Source organism: Rhabdothermus arcticus (assembly GCF_055382915.1).
Genome location: NZ_AP043808.1, coordinates 1430876 through 1450588, shown reverse-complemented (window position 1 = coordinate 1450588; position 19713 = coordinate 1430876). Strand labels below are relative to the sequence as shown.

Sequence of the window (19713 nt, the reverse complement as noted above, 5' to 3'; positions counted from 1 at the left end):
TTATTCTTACCCCGTGGAGCCGGTCTACGTCTTTTTGGGCGAGGAGGGCCCGGCCAAGCTGGCCTGGGCGCTGAAGGCCGCCCTCGAGGCCCAGGGCCTGGGGCCCGCGCGGGCCCAGCGCACCGACTGGGGGTTTCGCGTCGAGGCCCGGGGCCTGGTCTTTCAGCTCTACCCCCACCCCCAGGAGCCGGGGCTCTACGGGATCGCCCTCGAGCCCCCTCGGGGGATAAAGCGGCTCTTTGTGCGCGCGCGGCTGATGAAGGCCAAGGCCGCCCTCGACGCCCTGCTCAAGGGCGAGGCGGTCCGCGCCTAGCCGCTACCATGGATGCATGAAGCTCACCCCCTTGCTCTTTAGCGTGCGCCGGATCGAGGCCGAGATCGAGCGCTACTTCGACGAGGTGCTCGAGGCCGGCCTGGTCTTTTTGCGCGCGGTCGAGCACTACTTGAAGGACGGCGCCGACGCGGGGCTCGAGGCCTACGTCCAGCGCATCACCGAGATCGAGGAGTCCGCGGACGGCCTGCGCCGCGAGATCGAGTCCAAGATGACCGAGCACACCCTGATCCCCGACCTGCGCGAGGACGTCCTGGCGCTGATCGAGCAGGTGGACACGGTCACCAACCTCTACGAGGAGACGGTCTACGCCTTTTACATCCAAGAACCCGAGCTGGTCTTCTTGAAGGAGGGGTTTTTGGAGCACGCCCGGCTGGTGGTGCAGGCCGCGGAGGAGATGGTCCGCGCCGCCCGGGCCTTCTTCCGCGACCTCTACGCGGTGCGCGACCACGTCAAGAAGGTGCAGTTTTACGAGTCCGAGGCGGACAAGCTCGCCACCCGCCAGGGCCAGCGGCTCTTTCGGAGTGAGCTGGACCTTGCGGTCAAGCTGCACCTGGCGCAGTTCATCGAACGCGTGGACAACATCGCGGACACCGCCGAGGACGTCGCCGACGAGCTCTCCATCCTCGCGGTGAAGAGGCTGGTCTGATGGATCCTTGGCTCTGGCTTGCGCTTTCCGGGGGTTTTTTCCTCGGCTGGTCGCTGGGGGGAAACGACGCCGCGAACATCTTCGGCACCGCGGTGGGCACGCGCATGCTGCGCTTTGCGACGGCGGGCCTGGTGGGGGGGACGTTCGTGGTGCTGGGGGCGCTCCTCTCCGGTGCCGGGACCTCGGCCACGCTGGGCGCGCTGGGCCAGGTGGCGAGCTTCGCGGCGGCCTTCGTCGTGGCCCTGGCCGCGGCCTACGCGGTCTTCTCCATGAACCGGCAGGGCCTCCCGGTCTCGACCAGCCAGAGCATCGTCGGGGCGGTGGTGGGCTGGAACCTCTTCGCCCACCGGGGGGTGGACCTCGGGCTCTTGGCCCAGTTCTTCTCCGCCTGGACCGCGACCCCGTTCCTCGCGGGGGTCTTCGCGGTGCTCCTCTACCTGCCCTTTCGCTGGCTGATCCGCCGGGTGCGGGTGCACCTCCTGACCCTGGACTTGCTCTTTCGCTACGCCCTGATCGCCGCCGGGGCCTTTGGCGCCTATGCCCTCGGGGCCAACAACATCGCCAACGTGGTGGGGATCTTCGTCCCCCTGGCGGAGCGCATCTTCAGGCCCCAGCAGGTCTTCTTCGTCGTGCTCACCCCCGAGGACCAGCTTCGGCTCTTCGGGGGACTGGCGATCGCGCTGGGGATCTGGAACTCCTACCGGGTGATGATGACCGTGGGGCGCGACCTGGCCCGGCTGAACGCGCTCGCCGCCTGGGTGGTGGTCGTGGCCCAGGCGCTGGTCCTCTTCGCCTTCGCCTCCCAGCGGCTCAACGGGTTTCTCGTCGCGCACGGGCTGCCCGCGCTGCCCCTGGTCCCGGTCTCCAGCTCCCAGGCCACGGTGGGGGCGGTGGTCGGGCTGGGGCTGATGCTCCCCGGCCGCCAGGTGGACTGGCGGCTCTTCGGCCGGGTCGTCGCGGCCTGGGTGCTCTCCCCGCTCTGGGCCGCGGTGCTCAGCCTGGTGGGGCTCTACGTGCTCGCCAACGTCTTCGGGGTGCGGCTCTTGCCCTAGGCTTCCGGGCAGGGGCGCACCTTCAGGCTGCGCAGGCGGTTGACCGCCCCCGCGAGCTCGAGCCCCCGCACCTCGGCGAGCTCGGGCACCGGTTCGAGGGCGTAGAGCCCCTTCGTCTCCACCTCCTCGATGAGCTTCGCGACCAGGGAGGCAAGCGGCGTCTCGCCGTCGGCGAGGGCCCGCATCCGCTTCAAGAGGGCGCCGATGGTGCGGGCCTGGGCGTCGTCGGTGAGCTGTTCCAGGGCGGTGAGGTCGATGACCTCGCGGCCGAAGAGGATCTCCCGCAGGCCCCGGGTCTTGACCTTTTCCCGCGTCCCCCGGCGGGGGTCGAAGGACGCGGGCAGGGGGCAGCGGGGCACCACCCGAAAGGGGTGGCGGGGGTCCCCGATCGCGCGCCGGGTGGGCAGCTCGGCGGCGAGCTTGCGGGCGCGGTCGGTGGCGTCGTAGGGGCGGTAGTCTTCCATGAGGATCACCCGGTCGGCGACGTCCAGGTAGTCGCCGCTGCCCCCCACGACCAAGAGCAGCGAGACCCCGAGCCGCTCGTAGAGCTCCCGGGCCCGGTCCACCAGGGGGGTGATCGTCTCCTTGGCCACCAGCCGCTGCATCCTGGCGTCGCGGATGAGGAGGTTGGTGGCGGCGGTGTCCTCGTCGATGAGCAGGACCCGGGCTCCGGCCTCGAGCCCCTCCAGGATCGCCGCCGCGAGGCTGGTCGAGCCCGAGGCGTCGGCGGTGGAGAAGAAGGCGGTGTCCTTGCCCAGGGGCAGGTCGTGGATGAAGGGGCGGAGGTGGACCCCGCTCACGCTGCGCCCGTCCTCGCTGCGCACCTTGAGGGCGCTGGGGTCGGTGACCACCCACTCGCGCCCGTCGCCGGGGACGTGGGGGTAGATCCCGAGCTCGAGGGCCTCGAGCAGCGTGGTCTTGCCGTGGAAGCCGCCGCCGGTGATCAGGGTGACCCCGCGGGGGAGGCCCATGCCCGTGATCTCGCCGTGGTGGAGGGTTGGTAGGGTGACCTCGAGCTCGGGCGGACTTTGAAAGGGCACCGCCCCGGCGAGCGGCGCGTCGGAGACCCCCGAGGCGCGGGGCAGGATGCTGCCGTTGCGGACGAAGGCTACGAGCCCCCGCTCGGCGAGGGCCGCTTGCAGGTGGGCGTGCTCCTCGGCGATCTTGACGTGCCGCCAGAGGGCGTCGGGGTCCAGGTTCTCCCAGAAGACCGCGGCCACCGCCTTAGGCAGGGCCTCGACCAGCAGCCGCGCCGCCGCCCGGCCCAGCACCCGCCGCCCCTCGGCGGGAAGCCCGAAGCGAAAGCGCAGCTCCAGGGCCTCGGCGTCGATCGCCGCTCCCGAGCGCAAAAGGATCTCCGCCCCGCCGACGTCCACGAAGCAGCGCCCGGAGTGGCCGGTGCCCCGGATCCGGGGCAGGGCGGCGCAGGCGGCCTTGAAGCGGCGCAGGAGGTGGTCGAGGAGGCCGCGCATGCGCGGCCGGTTGGCCCAGGCCTCGGTGGGGATCCGGTGCACCTCGGCGGGGATGCGCACCCGCAGCCGCGAGGGACTGGCGAAGGGGTCGGCCTGGACGTGGTCCACGAAGAGGGTGAAGGCGTCGAAGGCCCAGGCGCCCTCGATGCGGTGGTAGGCCTTGTAGCCCTTGCCCTCGAGGGAGAGGAGGATGCGCTTTAGCGTCGCGGCGTCGCTCATCAGCCCAAGGGTAGCCCGATCCCGGCCTTGGGGCGAGGAGGCGCGTGCGCCGCGTCGGCTGAGGGCCATGAAGCGGTCGGTCTCGATCACCGGGGGCCTCTTCGTCGTGCCCACGGCCCGCAAGACGGCGGATCTGGAACGCCTCCGCGAAGAGGGGTTTGCCCCCATCGCGCTCGAACTCACCGGCCAGCGCGCGGTCGCCCGCGCGGCGAAGGCCGGCCCTACGGGGTCTTTTTGAACGCTGGCTTCGCCGTTCCCGGCGCGGTCGAGGATCTCGAACCCGACTGGATGCGCTGGCCGTTCGAGGGCAACCTCTTCGGTCATCTGGACCGGTTGAACCGGCTGTTGCCGGCCATGCGGCGGGCCGGGGCCGGGCACGTGGTCTTCAATAGCTCGGTGCTGGGTGTTCGTGTGGGCCGCTACCGCGGGGCCTACGCGGCGAGCAAGCACGCGATGGAGGCGTTCGCCGACGCCTACCGGATGGAGCTTGCGGGCAGCGGGGCCATCGCTTCCCTGATCGAGCCCGGGCCCATCCTCACCCGCTTTCGAGAAAACGCCCGTCGGGTCTTTAAACGACGCTGGCGCTCAAGCTCGATAAAGCCCCCATTGAGCGGCCTACGAGGCGCTTTTGGAGAAGCTCAGGACCTCAGGGCTCGCTTCTCCCGGAACCCTGCCCCCGAGGCGGTGGCCCGCGCCTTGCTCCATGCCCTGACCGCCCGCCGGCCGAAGCTGCGCTATTTCGTGACATGGCCCACCTGTCTGGGGTTTTGGGCCAAGCACCTCTTGCCCATGAGCTTTGGGACCGGGTGCTGGACCGCTAGTCCCGCTTTGCGCTGAGCGCAAGGCCCACGCCAAAGAGCAGGATCGCCGCGGCAACGGCCACCCCCGTGGGTGGCCGTTCGCCGAAGAGGAAGAACGCGGCCACGGCCGCCACCAGCGGCTCCAGGAGCACCGCCAGGGCTACCCGGGTGGGGCCGAAGAAGCGCACCGCGTAGTTCAACCCGGTGTGGCCGACGAGCTGGGGGAGCACGGCGAGCAGCAAGAGCCAGAGGTAGAAGGCCCCGGGGTGCCCGAGGTAGCCCTGGCCCACCAGGGGTGGCCAGGGGAGGAGCACCAGCGCCGCCACCGGGTAGGCGACGCCGATGTAGCCGGTCGTGCCCAGGTGGCGCTGGGCCTCCTGGCCCAGCAGCAGGTAGGCGCTCACCGCCCAGGCCCCGAGCAACGCCAGGAGGTCGCCGAGGAGCGGGGCGCGGCCAGGGGAGCCCCCGCTGGCGTCGAAGACCCCAAGCAAGACCGCGCCGCCCACCGCGACCAGGATGCCCAACGCCTCCCGGGGGCTGGGGCGGCGGCCCAGGCGGGCCTCGATCAGCGCCAGCCAGATGGGGTTGGTGGTGACCAGGGCGACGCTCGCGGCGACCGAGGTGTAGGCCAGGCTGGCGATCCATAGCGCGAAGTGCAGCGCCAGGAACACCCCGGCGAGGGCCGCGAGCAGGCGCGCCCGGCGCGGCCGCGGCCGCGCCGGGCGCCTGAGGGCCAGGGGGGCGAGGAGCAGGGAGGCCAGGACCAGGCGCCCGGCGGCGATCAAGAGCCCGCTGGCGAGGCTGGCCTCCCCCAGAGCCTGATAGGCGAGGCGGATGATCGGCGCGGCGAGCCCGACGCTGACCACCGCGAGGGCCAGGACCGGTCCCGGGGCAAGGCGCACGGGGCCCATTCTAGATGGCGACGCCGCTTTGGGGCCGGTGCGGGGCTTGGCGTTTAGGGAAGGCCTCGCTGGCGGGGTGCGCTTTGCGCGGGTCGGGAGCGCGCGACTTCGCGCGGATCTAAAAACGGTTTTCAAACACCCGGGGTTTCAAACCCTTACAGGGCTGATCGCGGTTGTAACAGAAATGAAGTACATTGCTAATGCTTTCTCCATCAACATGGTTTCAAACCCTTACAGGGCTGATCGCGGTTGTAACCCTTCGCCATTTTACGCGCGTCCAGGACGGGGCAAAGAGGGCCAAAAATGACAAAAGGGCTCTTCCTTGGAACCATTTCACCACCTCACAAGGGTGGCAAATCGCGATTTGGCCGATGCGCATCGCACGCAACAAAGGAACATTCCTCAGATCACAATCTGCCTCACCGAAACCCCGGGTTTTCAAGGTCCCCGCCGGGCTTTCCCGGCCATGCCCCAGTCTACACGATCCAGCCTTCTACTTCTCGTAGGGCTTGCCGATCGCCGCGGGGGGCCGGGCGCGGCCGATGAACCCGGCGAGGACCAGCATCGTCAGGATGTAGGGGAAGGCCTGGAGCAGCGGCGAGGGCAGGACCCCGGCGCCGCCGATCTGGATCCGGAAGGCCTCGGCGAAGCCGAAGAGCAGCGTCGCCCCGAGGATGCCCAGGGGGTGCCACTTGCCGAAGATCAGCGCCGCCAGGGCGATGAAGCCGCGGCCCGCGGCCATCAGGCGCACGAACTGGTTGAGCTCGCCGATCGAGAGGTAGGCCCCCGCGAGGCCGGCCAGCACTCCGGACAGGAGCACCCCCTGGTAGCGCATCCAAAAGACGTTGATGCCCAGGGAGTCCGCGGCCTCGGGGTGCTCGCCCACCGCCCTGAGGCGCAGCCCCCAGGGGGTCTTGAAGAGGGCGAAGTAGCTGACCGGCACCAGCAAAAAGGCCAGGTAGACCAGCGGGTTCTGGTCCAGGATGCGCCCCAGGGGTGTGGAGAAGAAGTCGCTGAGCTGGGGGAAGTAGTGCCTCAGGGTGTAGATGCGGTGGACCACCTCCTGGCTGGCGGTGGCGTTGTGGTAGAGGTAGAGCAGGACGATCGAGGGCAGGCCAAACGAAAGCATGTTGATCGCCACCCCAGAGACGATCTGGTCGGCGCGGTAGCGGATGGAGACCACCGCGTGGATCCAGGCGGTGGCGAGCCCGACGGCGATCGCCGCCAGCACCCCGGCCCAGGGGATCCACCAGACGCGCAGGTTGGGGTCCTGAGCGAGGTAGGGGGCCTCGAGCAGCTGCACGGTCACCGCGGCGGCCAGGGCGCCGAAGTTGATGATGCCCTCGAGGGCGATGTTCACCACCCCGGAGCGCTCGTTGTACATCCCCCCCAGCGCGGTGAAGAGCAAGGGCGTGGTCTCCCTGAGGGCGCCGGCGATCAGCGCGATCCAGAAGACGGAGGAGAAGAACTCCATCACTCAGCCTCCTTTTTGAGGACCTCGGCGGCGAGCAGGGGATCGGTAAAGTAGCGGGGCAAAAAGCCGCCGGCGGCGATGAAGAGCACGATCAGCGCTTGCAGGACCATGACCAGCTCCCGGCTGATCCCGAGCTGCAGGTTGAGCTGCAGCCCGCCGGTGAGCAGGAGGCCAAAGAGGAACGCGGCCAGGCTGACCCCGATCGGGGTGTTCTGGCCCATCAGGGCCACCGCGATCCCGTCGAACCCGACGTTATAGGGGATCGACTGCTTGAGGCGGTACTCGTCGATCCCCCCGCCGAGCACGTAGTGGGTCGCCGCCAGGCCCGCGAGGGCGCCGGAGATGGCCATCGCCAGCACGATCTTGCGGCCGATCTTAACCCCGGCGTACTCCGCCGCTTTGGGGGCCAGGCCCACCGCCCGCAGCTCGTAGCCGTGCTTGGTGCGCCACATGTAGAAGTTGTAAAAGGCCACCGCGAAGAGCGCCAGGACGAAGGCCCCGTTGAGCCGCACCGAGGCCAGCGCCGGGGAGATCTCCATGGGGATCCCGGGGAGGAAGCCGCCCACGAGGTAGCCCAACACCCCGGCCCCGAGCGCGTAGAGGACCCGCTTTCCCAGGTCCTGCCGGCGGGCGAAGAGGTAGTAGGTCAAGAGCATCAGCAAAAGCCCCAGCGGCAGCGCCCAGGAGAGGTGCCCGGGCCCGGCCCCGGAAAAGCCCAGCATCTTCAAGAACATCGGGATCCGGGCCGCCTCCTGGATCTCGTAGGAGCGGGGCTCGTAGCCGGGGTACTTGAAGGGAAGGTGGATCACCCGCCCGAAGAACGCCCACTCGTTCTTGGAGAGCAAGAAGAGCATCAGCGAGAGGGCGATGTAGTTCATCATGATGGTGTTGATCACCTCGTGGGCCCCGAAGCGGGCCTTGAGCCAGCCCGGGATGGCCCCCCAAAGCGCCCCCCCGATCGCCGCGGCGAGGATCGCCAGCGGCAGCAGGACGATGCGCGGCAGGGGGAGGTAGACCCCCACCAGCATGGCGAAGATCGCGCCGATGATGAGCTGGCCCGGGGCGCCGATGTTGAAGAGGCCGGCCTGGAAACCGAAGGCCACCGCGAGCCCGGTGAAGATCAGCGGGGTGGCGATCAAGAAGGCCTGGAACAGCCCGGGAAGGCTGAGCAGGGGACCGAAGAGGAGCTGGTAGGTGTAGGTGACCAGGTCCAGCTTGGTGACCAGGTAGGTGTAGGCGTCGACCGGGGGACGGACCCCGGGGGGCATCTTCAAGAACCAGACGATCGCCGCGCCTGCGAGCATCGCCAGGGCCATGCTCACCACCGGGATCACGACGCCGCGGTAGCGCACGAAGAAGGCCCTGCCCCCGGGCGTCAGAAGGCGCGCCGAGGCCAGCAGGAAGAGGGCGTAGGAAAGCTGCAGGTAGAGCCCCAAGGAGAGGCTGTGCCGCTTGATCGGCAGGCGTCGGGGGTTGACCCCCTCGGCCAGCGCCGCGGCGTTGATCGCCCAGACGGCTTTATAGAAGAGGAAGGCCTCGAGGCCAAAGGCCACGAGCGCCACCCCCCCGAGCAGGGAGAGCGCCCTAGCCAGCCGTGCCTTGGGGAGGACGAAGGCCAGGACCACGGCGAGCGCCATCAGCCCGATCCAGAACCAAAAGGCCAGGGGCAGCCAGGTGAGCTCGGGGATCGGCCCGCCGACCCCGGAGGGGTTGACCACCCCGAAGGGGGTGAGCAAGACCCCCTTGCCCCCGAAGGCGCGCTTGGCCACGAACCAGGGGGACACCGCCATCAGCCCGGCGGTCAGAACCGAGATCAGGAGGAAGAGGAAGCGGTTCACGGAGGGTTATTCTATGGCACATGGATCCCGTGGGTCGTCGTCCCGAGGCGGTGCGCCGGATGTTCGACGAGATCGCCCCGCGCTACGACCTCCTGAACCGGCTGCTCTCGCTGGGGGTGGACCGGCGCTGGCGGCAGGCGGCGGTTCGGACGGCCCTCCTTCGCCGTCCCCGGCGCGTCCTCGACGTGGCCACTGGCACCGGGGACCTGGCGCTGGGTTTGAAGCGCGCGGCCCCGGAGGCGGAGGTCCTCGGGCTCGACTTCTCCCCGGAGATGATCGCCCGCGCCCGGGCCAAGGCCCGGCGGGCCGGGCTTGAGATCGCCTTCGTCGAGGGGGACGCGCTCCACCCCCCTTTTCCCGAGGCCCACTTCGACGCGATCACCGTGGCCTTTGGCTTTCGCAACTTCGCCGACTACGACGCCGGTCTGGCCGCGTTCTACCGCCTCCTCAAGCCCGGGGGGCGGGCGGTGATCCTGGACTTCCCCCCGCCTCCCAAGGGCGTCTTAGGCCGGCTCTACACCCTCTACTTCGAGCGCCTGCTGCCGCTGGTCGGGGGGCTGATCTCGGGCAGACCCGAGGCCTACCGCTACCTTCCCGAGACCGCGAAGCGCTTTCCCGAGCCCGGGCGCTTTCTCGAGATGATGACCGCGGCGGGGTTCGCCGCCGAGGCCACCCCGCTGACCGGCGGCGTCGCCTACCTCTTCGTGGGGGAGAAGCGTGCTTGAGGTCAACCCCTGGCCGGAGCTGATCGAGGCCTTCTTCCGCGGGGAGCGGCCCCGGGCGTCACGACGGTTCGAGCTCGCCTGGGGCCTGGCGCAGGAGCTGTTGGAGGGGACCCGCTTCGAGAACGCCGCGGCCCGGCTGGTGCACGCCGAGCGCGGGCTTTGGCTCGAGCTCAAGGACCCGCTCTCGGGGTTTTTGGCCCTGCTTGGCCCGCTCGTCGGGGAGTACCTCGAGGCCCGCGCGGCCCAGCGCCTCATCTGGGAGGGGCTTTCGCTGGCCGAGCGCCGGGGCTGGGCGGTCTGGGTGCACCGAGGCGAGCTCGGCGCGGTCTATCGCGGCCAGCGGCGGGGCCGGCTGGAGGGGGCGCCGGAGGTCTTCGTCCTGGAGGCCGGCCGCCAGGGGGTGCTGGCCCTCAAGCTGGGAAGGGAGCACCTGGTCTTCCGCTTTCGCCCCGGGGTGCCGGTGCTCGAGGGGGTGCGGGGATGACCTTCGAGGTGCTCGTCGTCGGCGCCGGGTTCGCCGGGAGCGAGGCGGCCTACCAGCTGGCCCGGGCCGGGGTGCAGGTGGGGCTCTTGACCCAGAGCCTGGACGCGCTCTTCTTGCCGGTGACCCCGATCAGCGAGCCGCCCCGGCCGGGGACGCTCTTTTCCGAGGTCTACGAGGAGGGCCTGCCGCCCTTCTTGCTCCACGCCCGGGCCAAGTGGCAGCTCGAGGCCCTGGCGCCGAAGCTCCACCTCTTCCAGGCCACCGCGACCGGGCTGCTGCTCGAGGGCGATCGCGTGGTGGGGGTCTCGACCTGGGAGGGCCCCAAGGCCCGGGCCGAACGGGTGGTGCTCGCGGTGGGCACCTTCCTCGGGGCCAGGCTGCGCGTAGGGGAGATCGAGGAGGCCGCGGGGAGGCTCGGGGAGGCTGCCCAGGACGACCTCTTCTTGCAGCTCAAGGACCTCGGGTTCGGCTTCGTCGAGCGCCGGATCGCCGCGCCTCCGTTCAAGGGCGCGCCGGGGTACGTGGTGCGCTACCACACGCTGGCCCCCGAGGAGTTCGACCCCAAGACCTACCGCCTGCCGCGCCTCGGTGGCCTCTACGGCGTCGGCGCGGTGGTCCGGGGGGGCGAGAGCTACGCCGCGATGAGCGCCGACGGGCTAGGCCTGGCGAAGGCGCTCCTCGGCGAGGGCTAGGACCTTTTCGTCGAGGCGGCTGAGGGGGCGGGGCCTGGCCTCGCCGCCCTCGGCGACGCGGGCGAAGAGGACCTCGACCTCGAGCCGCCGGTGGGTGAGGGCGTGGCGAACGCGCCCCAGCGGCTCGGCCTCCTCGAGGTCGAAGCGGGCCAGGAGCGCGTCCCGGTCCTCGCCCAGGGGCACGCCCCAGAGCCCCTTGAAGAGCCCTGCTTCGCGGGGGACCAGGACCCAGCCCCGGGGTCCCCGAAGGGCCAGGGCGAAGAGCCTCTGGGCCGGGGCCCTTCGGGCCCTTGGGCGGGGGTAGCGCTCCGGTGCCTCTTGGCCCAGGCAGCTGGCCCGGATCGGGCAGCGCTCGCAGGCCGGGCGGCGGGGGGTGCAGAGGGTGGCCCCGAGCTCGATCAGGGCCTGGTTGAAGGCCCCTGGGGCCTCGGGGTCGACGAGGGGGGCCAGGCGGGAAACGAGCTCGCGCGCGCTCGGGGCTTCGAGCGCGAACTGGCGCGCAAGCACCCGCCGGACGTTGCCGTCGATCGCCGGCACCGCCTCGTCGAAGGCGATCGAGGCCACCGCGGCGGCGGTGTAGGGGCCGAGGCCGGGCAGCTTCAAGAGCGCTGCGTAGGTCGTGGGGAAGCCCTCGGCGGCGATGATCTTGGCCGCCTCCCAGAGGCGTTCGGCGCGGCGGTAGTAGCCGAGCCCCTGCCAGAGCTCGAGCAGGGCCGAAAGCGGAGCCTCGGCCAGGGCCGCGGGGGTCGGGAAGCGGGTCAGGATGCGCGTGTAGTAGGGGATCGCGGTCTTGACCTGGGTCTGCTGCAGCACCACCTCGGAGACCAGGATCGCCCAGGGGTCTTTGGTGCGCCGCCAGGGGAGGTCCCGGGCGTGCTCCCGGTACCAGGCGAGGAGCGCCCGCCTATCCACCGCCTTGGCCAAAGAGCCGCTTGTGCTCGGCGAGCATGCAGCGGTCCTCGACGACCTGAATCCCGGCCTCGCGGAGGGCCCGGGCCACGCGGTCGTTCTTGACCCCGAGCTGGAACCAGACGACCTTGGGGCGGAGCTTGAGGATCGCCTCGAGCTCGGCGTCCAGGGCCTCGCCCCGGCGGAAGACGTCGAGCACGTCGACGGGTTCCTCGATCGCCTCGAGGCCGGGCCGGACCCGCTCGCCAAAGAGCGTCTCCCCGGCGAACCTGGGGTTCACCGGGAGGATGCGGTAGCCCTGGGACCAAAGGTAGGCGGGCACGTAGTGGGCGGGCCGGCTGGGGTCCTTGTGGGCCCCCAGGACGGCGATGGTGCGGACGCTCTCGAAGAGGTGTTTTAGGGCCGCGTCGTCCATCGCCGGTATTATGGCAGCGATGAAGCGATGGTTGTGGCTTTTACCCTTTTTCGCGCTGGCCTTCGCGGCGCGACCGGCCTATCCGGAGAGCGCGCTTTCCCTCGGCTACGCCTATCCGCAGGGCGCCTACCTCGGCGCGGCGCTGGCCCTGAGCCAGCCGGTGATGGGGCTCGACGCCGGGGTGGCGTTCGACCTCGCCTACGACGGCGACCTGGCCGGGGGAATCGAGGGCCAGCTCCTGGTCTTTCCGTCCCTGACCCTGGCCGACCGGTTCGTCTCGGTCGGCGGCTTCGTGCGCCTGCCGTTCGCCTACGCGCGGGCTGGGGGGGTGGCCCTGGGGCTGGTCCTCGGGCCCCGGGCGAGCCTGGAGCTCGACACCCTCACCCTCTCCGCCGAGGCCGGCCTCGGCTACCATCGCGGCCTCTACGCCGCCTGGGGGCTGGGGGCCCGGGCCTACCTGGGCGCGTTCGGGCTTGAGGCCCACCTGGACAACGCCCTCGGCGCTCCCGGGGCGCGGGTCGCCCTGGCCTACTTCTTCTGATTCTGAGCGTTGAAGCCGATGGGGACCCGGTTGCGCACCTGGGGCTTCGCCCTGCCGGCCCTGGGGTTCTTGGGGGTCTTTTTCTTCTACCCCTTCGTCGAGGTCGTTCGCTTTTCCACCTGGCACTGGTCGGGGCTCTCCGAGCCCAGCCCGGCGGGCCTCGCCAACTACCGCGAGCTCTTTGCCGACCCCCTCTTCTGGCAGAGCGTGCGGGCGACGCTGGCCTTCGCCGGGCTGGTGCTGCCGAGCTTCCTCGTCCTCTCCTTCCTCACCGCCTTTGCCATCGAGGGGCAGCGCTACGAGCGGATGGTCAAGGGCCTGCTCTTTTTGCCGGGGCTGGTCACCGTGGGGGCCGCGGCCACCGCCTGGTACACCCTGCTGGCTCCGGAGTACGGGGCGCTCGCCGCCTTCGTTCCCATCCCCGCCTGGGACCAGGAACCCCTTTGGGCGATGCTCATCGTCGTCGCCTTCACCCTTTGGCGCTACCTGGGCTACGGGGTGCTGGTGGTGAGCGCCCACTTGAAGGCGATTCCCCGCGAGCTGGTCGAGGCCGCGGCGGTGGACGGGGCCACCCCGGGGGCGATCGTGCGCTTCGTGGTGCTGCCGCTCCTGCGCCCCGCGGCGCTCTTTTTGCTGGTCGTGGGCTCGGTGCTGGCGTTGCAGTCCTACGTCGCGGTCTTCTTGCTCACCCGCGGGGGGCCCTACGGGGCGACGCGGGTGCTCGGCTACTTCATCTACGAGCTGGGCTTTGAGAACTTCCGCCTGGGCTACGCGGCGGCGGCGACCGTGGTGCTCTTGGTCTTCACCCTGGCCGTGGCCTGGGCCCAGGGCAAGCTCTTGGAGGAGCGATGAGGCACGTCTTCGTAGGGCTTTTGGTGGGGCTGGTCGTGCTGCCCTTCCTCTGGATGGCCTACGCCGCGTTCTTGCCGCCGGAGATCGTGTACTCCGGCGACCTGCGCTCGGGGTTTGGCTTCACCCTGGAGAACTTCGCCCGGCTGGCGCCGGAGGGGTTCTGGGCCAAGCTCGGGTTTTCGCTCTTCGTCTCCCTCGTGGTCGCCCTCCTCCAGGTCTTCACCGGCCTGCTCGCGGCCTACGCCCTTTGGAACGGGGCCCCGCTTTGGGGGGTCTTCCTCTTCACCTTGGCGATCCCCGTCGAGCTGCTCCTGGTGCCCCTCTTCGGGGTGCTGAACCGGATGCACCTGCTGGACACCCCCTGGGCCCTGCTGCTGCCCTTCGCCGCCAGCCCCTTCACGGTGATGCTGATCTACCAGGGGATGCGCGGCCTGCCCTACGCCCTGGTGGAGGCGGCGCGCATCGACGGCGCCGGGGAGCGGCGCATCCTGTTCGGGATCGTGGCTCCGGTCCTCTACCCGGCGCTGGTCGCGTCCGGGGTGCTGGCGTTCGCGGCCCACTGGAACCTGGTGCTCTTCCCCCGGGTGGCGGTGGGGGAGCGGTTTTGGACGCTGCAGGTCTGGATCGCAGACCTCACCCGCCGCTATCCCGCGGACTGGGGGCTCTTGTCCGCGGCGGCGCTCCTGAGCACCCTGCCGCTGGTCCTGGTCTATCTGGCCTTCGAGCGTAAGATCGTGGAAACCTTCGAGGGAAGCGTGAAAGGATAGGGTTATGCGGATCGCCTTCGTGTTGGTCTTCTTGTTTGGTGCTGCCCTGGCTCAGGTCGAGGTCTCCTTCTGGCACTCGATGGACGGCCCCGCCGGGCGGGCCATCGAGGCCTTCGCCAAAGCCTTCAACGAGGCGCATCCGGAGGTCCGGGTGGTGCCCCGCTACGTCGGTGACTACCGCGAGGCGGAGACCCGCCTGATCGCCGCGCTGCGCACCAAGACCCAGCCCGTGCTCTACCAGGCGGAGATCGCCTTCTTTCCGCGCCTGGTGGCCGAGGGGCAGGTCGAGGCCCTGGACCCCTACCTCGAGCTCGACCCCGGCTTCGTCGAGGACTTTTACCCCGCGGTCTGGGCCTACGGGGTGATGGACGGGCGGCGCTACGGCCTGCCCTTCAACACCTCGACCCCGGTGCTCTACTTCAACGCCAGCGCCTTTCGGGCCAAGGGGCTGAAGGCCCCCAAGGACTGGGCGGCCTTCGAGAACGCCGCGATCAAGCTCTCCGACCGCCGGCGCAAGGGCTACATCGCGGTGCTCGAGTCCTGGACCTTCGAGAGCATGGTCACCAGCCGCGGCGGCAGCCTGGTTACCCCCGACGGGCGGCCCAACTTCAACAGCCCGGAGGCGGTGGACGCGCTGGCGATGCTGCACCGCCTGGCGCGAAAGCGGGCCCTGATCGCGCGGCGCCTGGCGGAGTCGCAGTTTGCCCTGCTGGACTTCGTGCGCACCAAGGGGATGATGGTCTTCGCCTCGATCGCCAACTGGCCGGCGGCGGAGAACTACTCCTTCGCCTTCGACCTGGGGGTGGCCCCGGTCCCCCGGGAACCGGGCGGCAAGGTGCCCCTCGGTGGGGCCCAGCTGGTGGTGCTCAAGGGTCACGACCGGGCCAAGATCGAGGGCGCCCTGGCCTTCTGGCGCTACCTGATGCGGCCGGAGAACGTGGCCCGCTGGGTCGAGGCCAGCTACTACGTCCCGGTGCGTAAGAGCGCGGTCCGCTACCTCGAGGGCTTCTACGCGGAGAACCCCTACCGCAAGGCGGCCTTCGAGCAGCTGGCCTACGCCGTTCCGCGGCCGCGTGTGCCGGCCTTCGTGCTCTGGCGGGTCTACCTCGAGGAGGCCCTGGAAAAGAGCGTCAAGGGCGGCATGGACCCCAAAAAGGCTTTGGACGAGGCCCAAAAGAAGGCCCTGGAGGCCCGGTGAGGTTCTTTTTCAGCCCCGTGGACGCGGGGCTGTTCGAGCTCGAGGCGGCGTTCCGCTTGGCCGCCGACCTGGGGATGGGGATCGAGGTTCCCTACGACCTCCTCGAGGCCCTCCCCGAGCTCCACGACGCCGACCGGCTCAAGGCCCTGGGAACGCGCTACGGGGTGCCCTTCACCGTGCACCTGCCCTTCTTGGATTGGAACCTGGCCTCGCTCTTTCCCAAGGCCTTCTCGGCGTCCCTCGCGCGCACCCAGGACGGGCTGGACTTCGCCGAGGCGATCGGCGCCGAGGTCGCGGTGCTGCACACCGGCCAGGTCCCCGCCCGTCACCCGATGATCCTCGGGGGGGCCTGGCAGCGGCTGGAGGCGGGGCTTTCGAAGCTACGGCTGGGCGCGGTGCCGGTGGCCCTGGAAAACCTCGCGCTCGACGCGCGCGACCTGCTCCAGGGGCCGGATGACCTGGCCAGGCTCCTTGGGCGCTTTCCCCGGATCGGGTTCTGCCTCGACGTCGCCCACGCCTTCCTGGAGGGTGGCGCCGAGCGGGTCCGGGCCTACCTCGACCGGCTTTCGGACAGGCTGATCCATCTGCACCTCAACGACACCCCGGGTGACGAGGATCGCCACCTTCCCGTGGGCGCGGGGGCCATCCCCTACCCCGCGTTGCGTCCGGCGGCCCTGCCCCCCCGCGCGACCTTCGAGGTCAAGGGCGGGCGGGAGGCTCTCGAGGCCAGCCTCACGGCCCTCAGGGCCGCTTGGGACATTTGACCTCATCCGGGTATAGGTAAGGTGGTAAGAAGGCGCTCATCGCGCCTTCACCCTTGATATGCTTTTGGGGGAAAACGTGGAGGAGGGCTTATGAATCCAAAGATCGAGCGCATCGAGGTCTACGTGGACGATGGTCAGGAACCCATTCAGGTCCTGACCCAGCCGCCTTTCAAGGTCCGGATCGACACCCGCACCCTGCCTGACGGCGAGCACACGCTCCGCGTGGTCACCGTCTTCAAGGACGGCTCCAAGGAGGAGCACCGGCTCGACTTCGTCGTCGACAACCTTCCCGACGCTTTCGTCGAGGGGATCGACGAGGGGCAGCGGGTGCGCGGCGAGGTCGAGTTCGACGTCCAGGTCGGCGACTACGACCTGCCGGTGGGCCGCGCCGGGGCCTCGCCCTGGCTCTACGTCTGGGGCACGGTGATCGTGCTCTTCGTGGTCTGGGCCTTCTTCGCTTTCAGCCCGACGGCGAAGACGATGGCCGAGGAGGTGGCGGCGCAGCCCGAGGCCGCCAAGGCGACGACCGCCGAGGCCCAGGGCGCGCCGGTGGATCAGGCCCTCTTCGAAAAGGGCAAGGCCCTCTACGCGGAGAAGTGCGCGGCCTGCCACCAGCCCGACGGCAAGGGCCTGCCCGGCACCTTCCCCGCCCTCGCGGGCAGCCCGGTGGTGGCCGACGTCAAGGCCGCGGCGGAGAAGATCCTCAACGGCGGGGGCGGGATGCCGGCGTTCAAGGACCTCTCGCCCGAGGACCTGGCCGCGATCCTGACCTTCATCCGCAACGCCTTCGGCAACGCCTACGGCGGGGTCAGCGTCGAAGAGGTGAAAGAGGCGCTGGGCATGGGCGGCGAGGCGGAGGCCGCGCCGCAGCCCGCCCCGGCGGCCTCGGCCGGGGCCAGCGACCTGATCGCCGAGGGCGAGCAGGTCTTCAAGGCCAACTGCGCGTCCTGCCACGGCCCCGAGGGCCAGGGCATGCCCCCGGTCTTCCCCGCGCTCAAGGGCAACGCCAAGCTTAAGGACAAGAACTTCGTCATCGAGCGCATCCTCAAGGGCAAGGGCGCGATGCCGCCCTTCGCGCGTCTCTCCGATCGGGAGATCGCCGCGGTGGCCAGCTACGTGCGGGCCAAGCTCAACAACTTCGGCCCGGTCAGCGAGGACGACGTCAAGGCGCTTCGTTAGGAGGAGGTAATGTACCGCAACGACACGGTCCTGCCCTTCTTTGCCCTTCTGTTCGCGGTGGCGCTCTACCTCGCTACCTACCTCGACGCGCAGCACCTGGCAGCGCTGCGCGGGGGAGGGTTCAGGGAGCTCACCCCCGGCCAGATCGGGCTCCTAGCCTTTGGCACCGTCTTCCTGCTCTACGGCCTGATCGGCTACTTCTCGGTCTGGCTGGAGGGGGTCGAGCTGCGCCCCGGCCGTCACGTCCCCGAGCCGGGAAGCGCGGTGGCGCTGGTCGCGGTGCTGCTGGCGGTGGTCGAGGCCGGCCTCTCGGGCTTCTTCGTGCGCCTCTTGCTCGATCACCTCGCCGGAAAGCCGATCCGCGCCGCCGCGGAGGGCGCGACCTTTGGGGCGATGATGCTGGTGGGCGCGGTCTTGCTCGCGCTCTACAAGAAGTTCTACCTCGGTGACGAGGTGCTGGTGGAAGAGGAACACTCGGAGGTGCCCTGGTGAGCGAGAAAACGACCCGCCGTGCCGTCCTCCGCGCCTCGCTGGGCGCGGGGTTGGGGCTGGCCGGCCTCTCGGCGCTCTTCGTCGCCGGCGGCCTCAAGCCCAAAAAGGAGGTCACCCCGGAGAGCGAGCCCCCGAAGAAGGGCGACCTCTTTGTCGTGGCCGAGGGCCCGGACAAGGGCAAGGTTGTCACCCTGGAGCGGCTGCCCCTGGGCGGGCCCTTCGTGCTGGCCTGGCCGATGGACCCCAAGACCAAGGTGGTGAAGAGCGGGGAGCGGAACAACCTGGCAATGCTGATTCGCTTCCGCCCCGAGGAGTACGACGACGAGACCCGGCGCTACACCGACCAGGGGGTGGCCGCCTTCTCGGCGATCTGCACCCACCTGGGCTGCACGGTGAGCGAGTGGCTGGCGGACCGAAAGGCCTTCCTCTGCCCCTGCCACAAGGGCACGTATGATCCCCGGCACGGGGCCCAGGTCATCGGCGGCCCCCCGCCCCGGCCCCTGCCCATGCTTCCGGTGAAGGTCAAGGGCGACCGGGTGGTCGCCGACGGCGGCTTCCTCTCCCCGGTGGGTCCGGTGGGCACGCTCGGCGTGAAGGAGGGATGGTCGTGAGCGTCTACGGCTGGCTCAACGAACGGCTGGACCTGGACCGCCTGAACAAGAAGTTCATGCGCAAGGCCTTCCCCGTGCACCACTCCTTCTTCCTCGGCGAGATCACCCTGTTTGCCTTCCTCACCCTGGTGCTGACGGGGATCTTCCTGACGTTGAACTTCGAGCCCTCGGCGCGCCTCATCAAGGTCAACGGCCAGGAGGTTCCGGCGGCGTACGCCTCGGTGCTCTACATCGACTCGCTGCCCTTTGGCCGGGTGATCCGCAGCGTCCACCACTGGTCGGCGCACATCATGGTCGCGGCGGCGTTCTTGCACCTGCTGCGGATCCTGCTCTCCGGGGCCTATAAGAAACCTCGAGAGATTAACTGGCTTTTGGGGCTGGCCTTGCTGGGGCTGATCGTGGTCACCGCCTTCACCGGCTACTCCCTGCCCTTCGACGCCTTCTCGGTGACCGCGACCCAGATCGGCTACGGCATCGGCGCGAGCATCCCCTACGTCGGCGAGTGGATCGCCCAGGTGATGTTTGGCGGGGAGTTCCCTACCCTGCGCTCCCTGCCCCGGCTCTACTCGCTGCACGTCCTCTGGCTGCCGCTCTTGCTCATGGCCCTGATCGGCGCGCACATGCTGGTGATGATCAAGCAAAAGCACACCCAGCCGCGCTACGCCAAGAAGGTGGCCCCGGGCAAGATCCTCGGCGTGCCCATGGTGCCGATGCAGATCAGCGTGATGTCGCTGCTCTTCCTTCTCTACCTGGGGGTGCTCTTCATCCTGGGCGGGACGATCATCGCCCACCCGATCGAGGTCTACGGCCCGCCCTCGACCTCGACCCCGGCGGTCAAGCCCGACTGGTACTTCCTTTGGATCTACGGCATCCTGCAGATCATCCCCAACACCTGGGTGATCCCCCTCCCCGGCGGCGCGGAGATCAACCCCGAGTTCATCGGCGGCGTGCTGATCCCCGGCCTGCTCGGGCTGATCGCGGTCCTGCTGCCCTTCTTGGACACCCGTAAGACCAAGATGCGCTACGTCGAGCTGCCGAGCCGCCACCCGATGCGCACCAGCGTGACCGTGGCCCTCTTGGTCTTCTTCATGGTCGCCACCCTGGCCGGCTGGAAGCAGGAGCTGGGCTTTTCCAACGCCACCCTTTGGACGATGTTGATCGCCTTCCCCTTCCTGGCCTGGTGGGTGACCTACGTGATCATGCGCGCGGTCTACGGCAAGGGCGGGTACGAGGACATCGAGGCCTAGACCAGTTGGCCGATCCCCCGTTTGGGGGCCCCCAACAGGGGGCCCCCATTCGCGTGTTTTGGAATGGCTTCCCCAGACCTACCCTGAGGGTGCCTAAGGG

General features: G+C 69.7%; 23 protein-coding genes. 17 read left to right on the top strand and 6 right to left on the bottom strand.

The window, feature by feature from the left end:
* The first annotated feature begins 13 nt into the window (after positions 1 to 13).
* Genes ACZ48Y_RS07590 through ACZ48Y_RS07580 form a run of 3 tightly spaced genes read left to right on the top strand, consistent with a single transcriptional unit; the run spans position 14 to position 2032 of the window.
* A complete protein-coding gene (locus tag ACZ48Y_RS07590) occupies positions 14 to 313 on the top strand; it encodes a hypothetical protein (RefSeq protein WP_464740017.1) in 300 nt (99 codons plus the stop codon).
* Positions 314 to 329: 16 nt separating this feature from the next.
* Positions 330 to 980 (top strand): DUF47 domain-containing protein, encoded by a 651-nt coding sequence (locus tag ACZ48Y_RS07585; protein WP_464740015.1) that lies wholly within the window; start codon positions 330 to 332, stop codon positions 978 to 980.
* Positions 980 to 2032 carry an inorganic phosphate transporter gene (locus ACZ48Y_RS07580; RefSeq protein WP_464740013.1) on the top strand — a complete coding sequence of 351 codons (1053 nt, stop codon included), beginning with the start codon at positions 980 to 982 and terminating at the stop codon, positions 2030 to 2032. The genes ACZ48Y_RS07585 and ACZ48Y_RS07580 overlap by 1 nt, the downstream gene beginning before the upstream one ends.
* Here ACZ48Y_RS07580 and ACZ48Y_RS07575 read toward each other — a convergent pair.
* Positions 2029 to 3723 carry an ABC-ATPase domain-containing protein gene (locus ACZ48Y_RS07575; protein WP_464740011.1) on the bottom strand — a complete coding sequence of 565 codons (1695 nt, stop codon included), beginning with the start codon at positions 3721 to 3723 and terminating at the stop codon, positions 2029 to 2031. The genes ACZ48Y_RS07580 and ACZ48Y_RS07575 overlap by 4 nt on opposite strands.
* A gap of 67 nt (positions 3724 to 3790) precedes the next feature.
* Here ACZ48Y_RS07575 and ACZ48Y_RS07570 point away from each other — a divergent pair, with 67 nt between their 5' ends.
* Entirely contained in the window at positions 3791 to 3961 is a 171-nt protein-coding gene (locus tag ACZ48Y_RS07570) for a hypothetical protein (RefSeq protein WP_464740009.1), read from the top strand.
* A complete protein-coding gene (locus ACZ48Y_RS07565) occupies positions 3958 to 4560 on the top strand; it encodes an SDR family NAD(P)-dependent oxidoreductase (protein WP_464740007.1) in 603 nt (200 codons plus the stop codon). The genes ACZ48Y_RS07570 and ACZ48Y_RS07565 overlap by 4 nt, the downstream gene beginning before the upstream one ends.
* On the opposite strand, the gene ACZ48Y_RS07560 is transcribed toward ACZ48Y_RS07565, so the two are convergent.
* The 3 genes from ACZ48Y_RS07560 to ACZ48Y_RS07550 form a co-directional block, all read right to left on the bottom strand.
* Positions 4541 to 5434: a DMT family transporter gene (locus ACZ48Y_RS07560; RefSeq protein WP_464740004.1), complete on the bottom strand. Its 894-nt coding sequence runs from the start codon at positions 5432 to 5434 to the stop codon at positions 4541 to 4543. The two genes, ACZ48Y_RS07565 and ACZ48Y_RS07560, sit on opposite strands and share 20 nt — an antisense overlap.
* A 484-nt stretch (positions 5435 to 5918) precedes the next feature.
* Complete coding sequence (locus ACZ48Y_RS07555) at positions 5919 to 6899, bottom strand: ABC transporter permease (RefSeq protein WP_464740002.1); 981 nt, start codon at positions 6897 to 6899, stop codon at positions 5919 to 5921.
* Positions 6899 to 8689 carry an ABC transporter permease gene (locus tag ACZ48Y_RS07550; RefSeq protein WP_464742882.1) on the bottom strand — a complete coding sequence of 597 codons (1791 nt, stop codon included), beginning with the start codon at positions 8687 to 8689 and terminating at the stop codon, positions 6899 to 6901. The genes ACZ48Y_RS07555 and ACZ48Y_RS07550 overlap by 1 nt, the downstream gene beginning before the upstream one ends.
* A gap of 107 nt (positions 8690 to 8796) precedes the next feature.
* On the opposite strand from ACZ48Y_RS07550, the gene ubiE reads away from it, so the two are divergent.
* From ubiE to ACZ48Y_RS07535, 3 genes are read left to right on the top strand one after another with little or no spacing between them, the layout of a single operon-like run.
* The gene (ubiE, locus tag ACZ48Y_RS07545; RefSeq protein WP_464742880.1) at positions 8797 to 9462 is read left to right on the top strand and encodes a bifunctional demethylmenaquinone methyltransferase/2-methoxy-6-polyprenyl-1,4-benzoquinol methylase UbiE; all 666 of its coding nucleotides are present in this window, start codon (positions 8797 to 8799) and stop codon (positions 9460 to 9462) included.
* Positions 9455 to 9946: a hypothetical protein gene (locus ACZ48Y_RS07540; RefSeq protein WP_464740000.1), complete on the top strand. Its 492-nt coding sequence runs from the start codon at positions 9455 to 9457 to the stop codon at positions 9944 to 9946. Before ubiE ends, ACZ48Y_RS07540 begins: the two co-directional genes overlap by 8 nt.
* Entirely contained in the window at positions 9943 to 10638 is a 696-nt protein-coding gene (locus ACZ48Y_RS07535; protein WP_464739998.1) for an FAD-dependent oxidoreductase, read from the top strand. The genes ACZ48Y_RS07540 and ACZ48Y_RS07535 overlap by 4 nt, the downstream gene beginning before the upstream one ends.
* On the opposite strand, the gene ACZ48Y_RS07530 is transcribed toward ACZ48Y_RS07535, so the two are convergent.
* Entirely contained in the window at positions 10603 to 11562 is a 960-nt protein-coding gene (locus ACZ48Y_RS07530) for an A/G-specific adenine glycosylase (RefSeq protein WP_464739996.1), read from the bottom strand. The genes ACZ48Y_RS07535 and ACZ48Y_RS07530 overlap by 36 nt on opposite strands.
* Entirely contained in the window at positions 11543 to 11962 is a 420-nt protein-coding gene (locus tag ACZ48Y_RS07525; protein ID WP_464739994.1) for a CoA-binding protein, read from the bottom strand. The genes ACZ48Y_RS07530 and ACZ48Y_RS07525 overlap by 20 nt, the downstream gene beginning before the upstream one ends.
* Before the next feature lie 19 nt (positions 11963 to 11981).
* Here ACZ48Y_RS07525 and ACZ48Y_RS07520 point away from each other — a divergent pair, with 19 nt between their 5' ends.
* The 9 genes from ACZ48Y_RS07520 to ACZ48Y_RS07480 all read left to right on the top strand — a co-directional run bounded on the left by ACZ48Y_RS07520 (position 11982) and on the right by ACZ48Y_RS07480 (position 19613).
* On the top strand, positions 11982 to 12503 hold the full coding sequence (locus ACZ48Y_RS07520) for a bioflim formation protein (protein ID WP_464739992.1): 522 nt from the start codon (positions 11982 to 11984) through the stop codon (positions 12501 to 12503).
* An 18-nt stretch (positions 12504 to 12521) separates the two neighbouring features.
* On the top strand, positions 12522 to 13355 hold the full coding sequence (locus ACZ48Y_RS07515) for a carbohydrate ABC transporter permease (protein ID WP_464742878.1): 834 nt from the start codon (positions 12522 to 12524) through the stop codon (positions 13353 to 13355).
* Positions 13352 to 14122, top strand: coding sequence for a carbohydrate ABC transporter permease (locus tag ACZ48Y_RS07510; protein WP_464739990.1), 771 nt, complete (start codon positions 13352 to 13354; stop codon positions 14120 to 14122). Before ACZ48Y_RS07515 ends, ACZ48Y_RS07510 begins: the two co-directional genes overlap by 4 nt.
* Positions 14123 to 14126: 4 nt before the next feature.
* The gene (locus ACZ48Y_RS07505) at positions 14127 to 15320 is read left to right on the top strand and encodes an ABC transporter substrate-binding protein (protein ID WP_464739988.1); all 1194 of its coding nucleotides are present in this window, start codon (positions 14127 to 14129) and stop codon (positions 15318 to 15320) included.
* Positions 15317 to 16084, top strand: a complete 768-nt coding sequence (locus tag ACZ48Y_RS07500; protein ID WP_464739986.1) for a sugar phosphate isomerase/epimerase family protein — start codon at positions 15317 to 15319, stop codon at positions 16082 to 16084. Before ACZ48Y_RS07505 ends, ACZ48Y_RS07500 begins: the two co-directional genes overlap by 4 nt.
* Before the next feature lie 90 nt (positions 16085 to 16174).
* The gene (locus ACZ48Y_RS07495) at positions 16175 to 17263 is read left to right on the top strand and encodes a c-type cytochrome (protein ID WP_464739984.1); all 1089 of its coding nucleotides are present in this window, start codon (positions 16175 to 16177) and stop codon (positions 17261 to 17263) included.
* Between the two features lie 9 nt (positions 17264 to 17272).
* Positions 17273 to 17755 (top strand): cytochrome C, encoded by a 483-nt coding sequence (locus tag ACZ48Y_RS07490; protein ID WP_464739982.1) that lies wholly within the window; start codon positions 17273 to 17275, stop codon positions 17753 to 17755.
* Complete coding sequence (locus ACZ48Y_RS07485) at positions 17752 to 18366, top strand: QcrA and Rieske domain-containing protein (RefSeq protein WP_464739979.1); 615 nt, start codon at positions 17752 to 17754, stop codon at positions 18364 to 18366. Before ACZ48Y_RS07490 ends, ACZ48Y_RS07485 begins: the two co-directional genes overlap by 4 nt.
* A gap of 56 nt (positions 18367 to 18422) precedes the next feature.
* Entirely contained in the window at positions 18423 to 19613 is a 1191-nt protein-coding gene (locus tag ACZ48Y_RS07480) for a cytochrome b (protein WP_464742876.1), read from the top strand.
* Positions 19614 to 19713: the final 100 nt, after the last annotated feature.

What these genes read in the sequence shown, in the direction of transcription:
- ACZ48Y_RS07585 (WP_464740015.1), top strand. Translation starts at nt 330, where the DNA reads ATGAAGCTCACCCCCTTGCTCTTTAGCGTGCGCCGGATCGAGGCCGAG.
- ACZ48Y_RS07580 (WP_464740013.1), top strand. Translation starts at nt 980, where the DNA reads ATGGATCCTTGGCTCTGGCTTGCGCTTTCCGGGGGTTTTTTCCTCGGC.
- ACZ48Y_RS07575 (WP_464740011.1), bottom strand. Translation starts at nt 3,723, where the DNA reads ATGAGCGACGCCGCGACGCTAAAGCGCATCCTCCTCTCCCTCGAGGGC.
- ACZ48Y_RS07570 (WP_464740009.1), top strand. Translation starts at nt 3,791, where the DNA reads ATGAAGCGGTCGGTCTCGATCACCGGGGGCCTCTTCGTCGTGCCCACG.
- ACZ48Y_RS07560 (WP_464740004.1), bottom strand. Translation starts at nt 5,434, where the DNA reads ATGGGCCCCGTGCGCCTTGCCCCGGGACCGGTCCTGGCCCTCGCGGTG.
- ACZ48Y_RS07555 (WP_464740002.1), bottom strand. Translation starts at nt 6,899, where the DNA reads ATGGAGTTCTTCTCCTCCGTCTTCTGGATCGCGCTGATCGCCGGCGCC.
- ACZ48Y_RS07550 (WP_464742882.1), bottom strand. Translation starts at nt 8,689, where the DNA reads ATGGCGGTGTCCCCCTGGTTCGTGGCCAAGCGCGCCTTCGGGGGCAAG.
- ubiE (WP_464742880.1), top strand. Translation starts at nt 8,797, where the DNA reads ATGTTCGACGAGATCGCCCCGCGCTACGACCTCCTGAACCGGCTGCTC.
- ACZ48Y_RS07535 (WP_464739998.1), top strand. Translation starts at nt 9,943, where the DNA reads ATGACCTTCGAGGTGCTCGTCGTCGGCGCCGGGTTCGCCGGGAGCGAG.
- ACZ48Y_RS07525 (WP_464739994.1), bottom strand. Translation starts at nt 11,962, where the DNA reads ATGGACGACGCGGCCCTAAAACACCTCTTCGAGAGCGTCCGCACCATC.
- ACZ48Y_RS07520 (WP_464739992.1), top strand. Translation starts at nt 11,982, where the DNA reads ATGAAGCGATGGTTGTGGCTTTTACCCTTTTTCGCGCTGGCCTTCGCG.
- ACZ48Y_RS07515 (WP_464742878.1), top strand. Translation starts at nt 12,522, where the DNA reads ATGGGGACCCGGTTGCGCACCTGGGGCTTCGCCCTGCCGGCCCTGGGG.
- ACZ48Y_RS07510 (WP_464739990.1), top strand. Translation starts at nt 13,352, where the DNA reads ATGAGGCACGTCTTCGTAGGGCTTTTGGTGGGGCTGGTCGTGCTGCCC.
- ACZ48Y_RS07505 (WP_464739988.1), top strand. Translation starts at nt 14,127, where the DNA reads ATGCGGATCGCCTTCGTGTTGGTCTTCTTGTTTGGTGCTGCCCTGGCT.
- ACZ48Y_RS07495 (WP_464739984.1), top strand. Translation starts at nt 16,175, where the DNA reads ATGAATCCAAAGATCGAGCGCATCGAGGTCTACGTGGACGATGGTCAG.
- ACZ48Y_RS07490 (WP_464739982.1), top strand. Translation starts at nt 17,273, where the DNA reads ATGTACCGCAACGACACGGTCCTGCCCTTCTTTGCCCTTCTGTTCGCG.
- ACZ48Y_RS07480 (WP_464742876.1), top strand. Translation starts at nt 18,423, where the DNA reads ATGCGCAAGGCCTTCCCCGTGCACCACTCCTTCTTCCTCGGCGAGATC.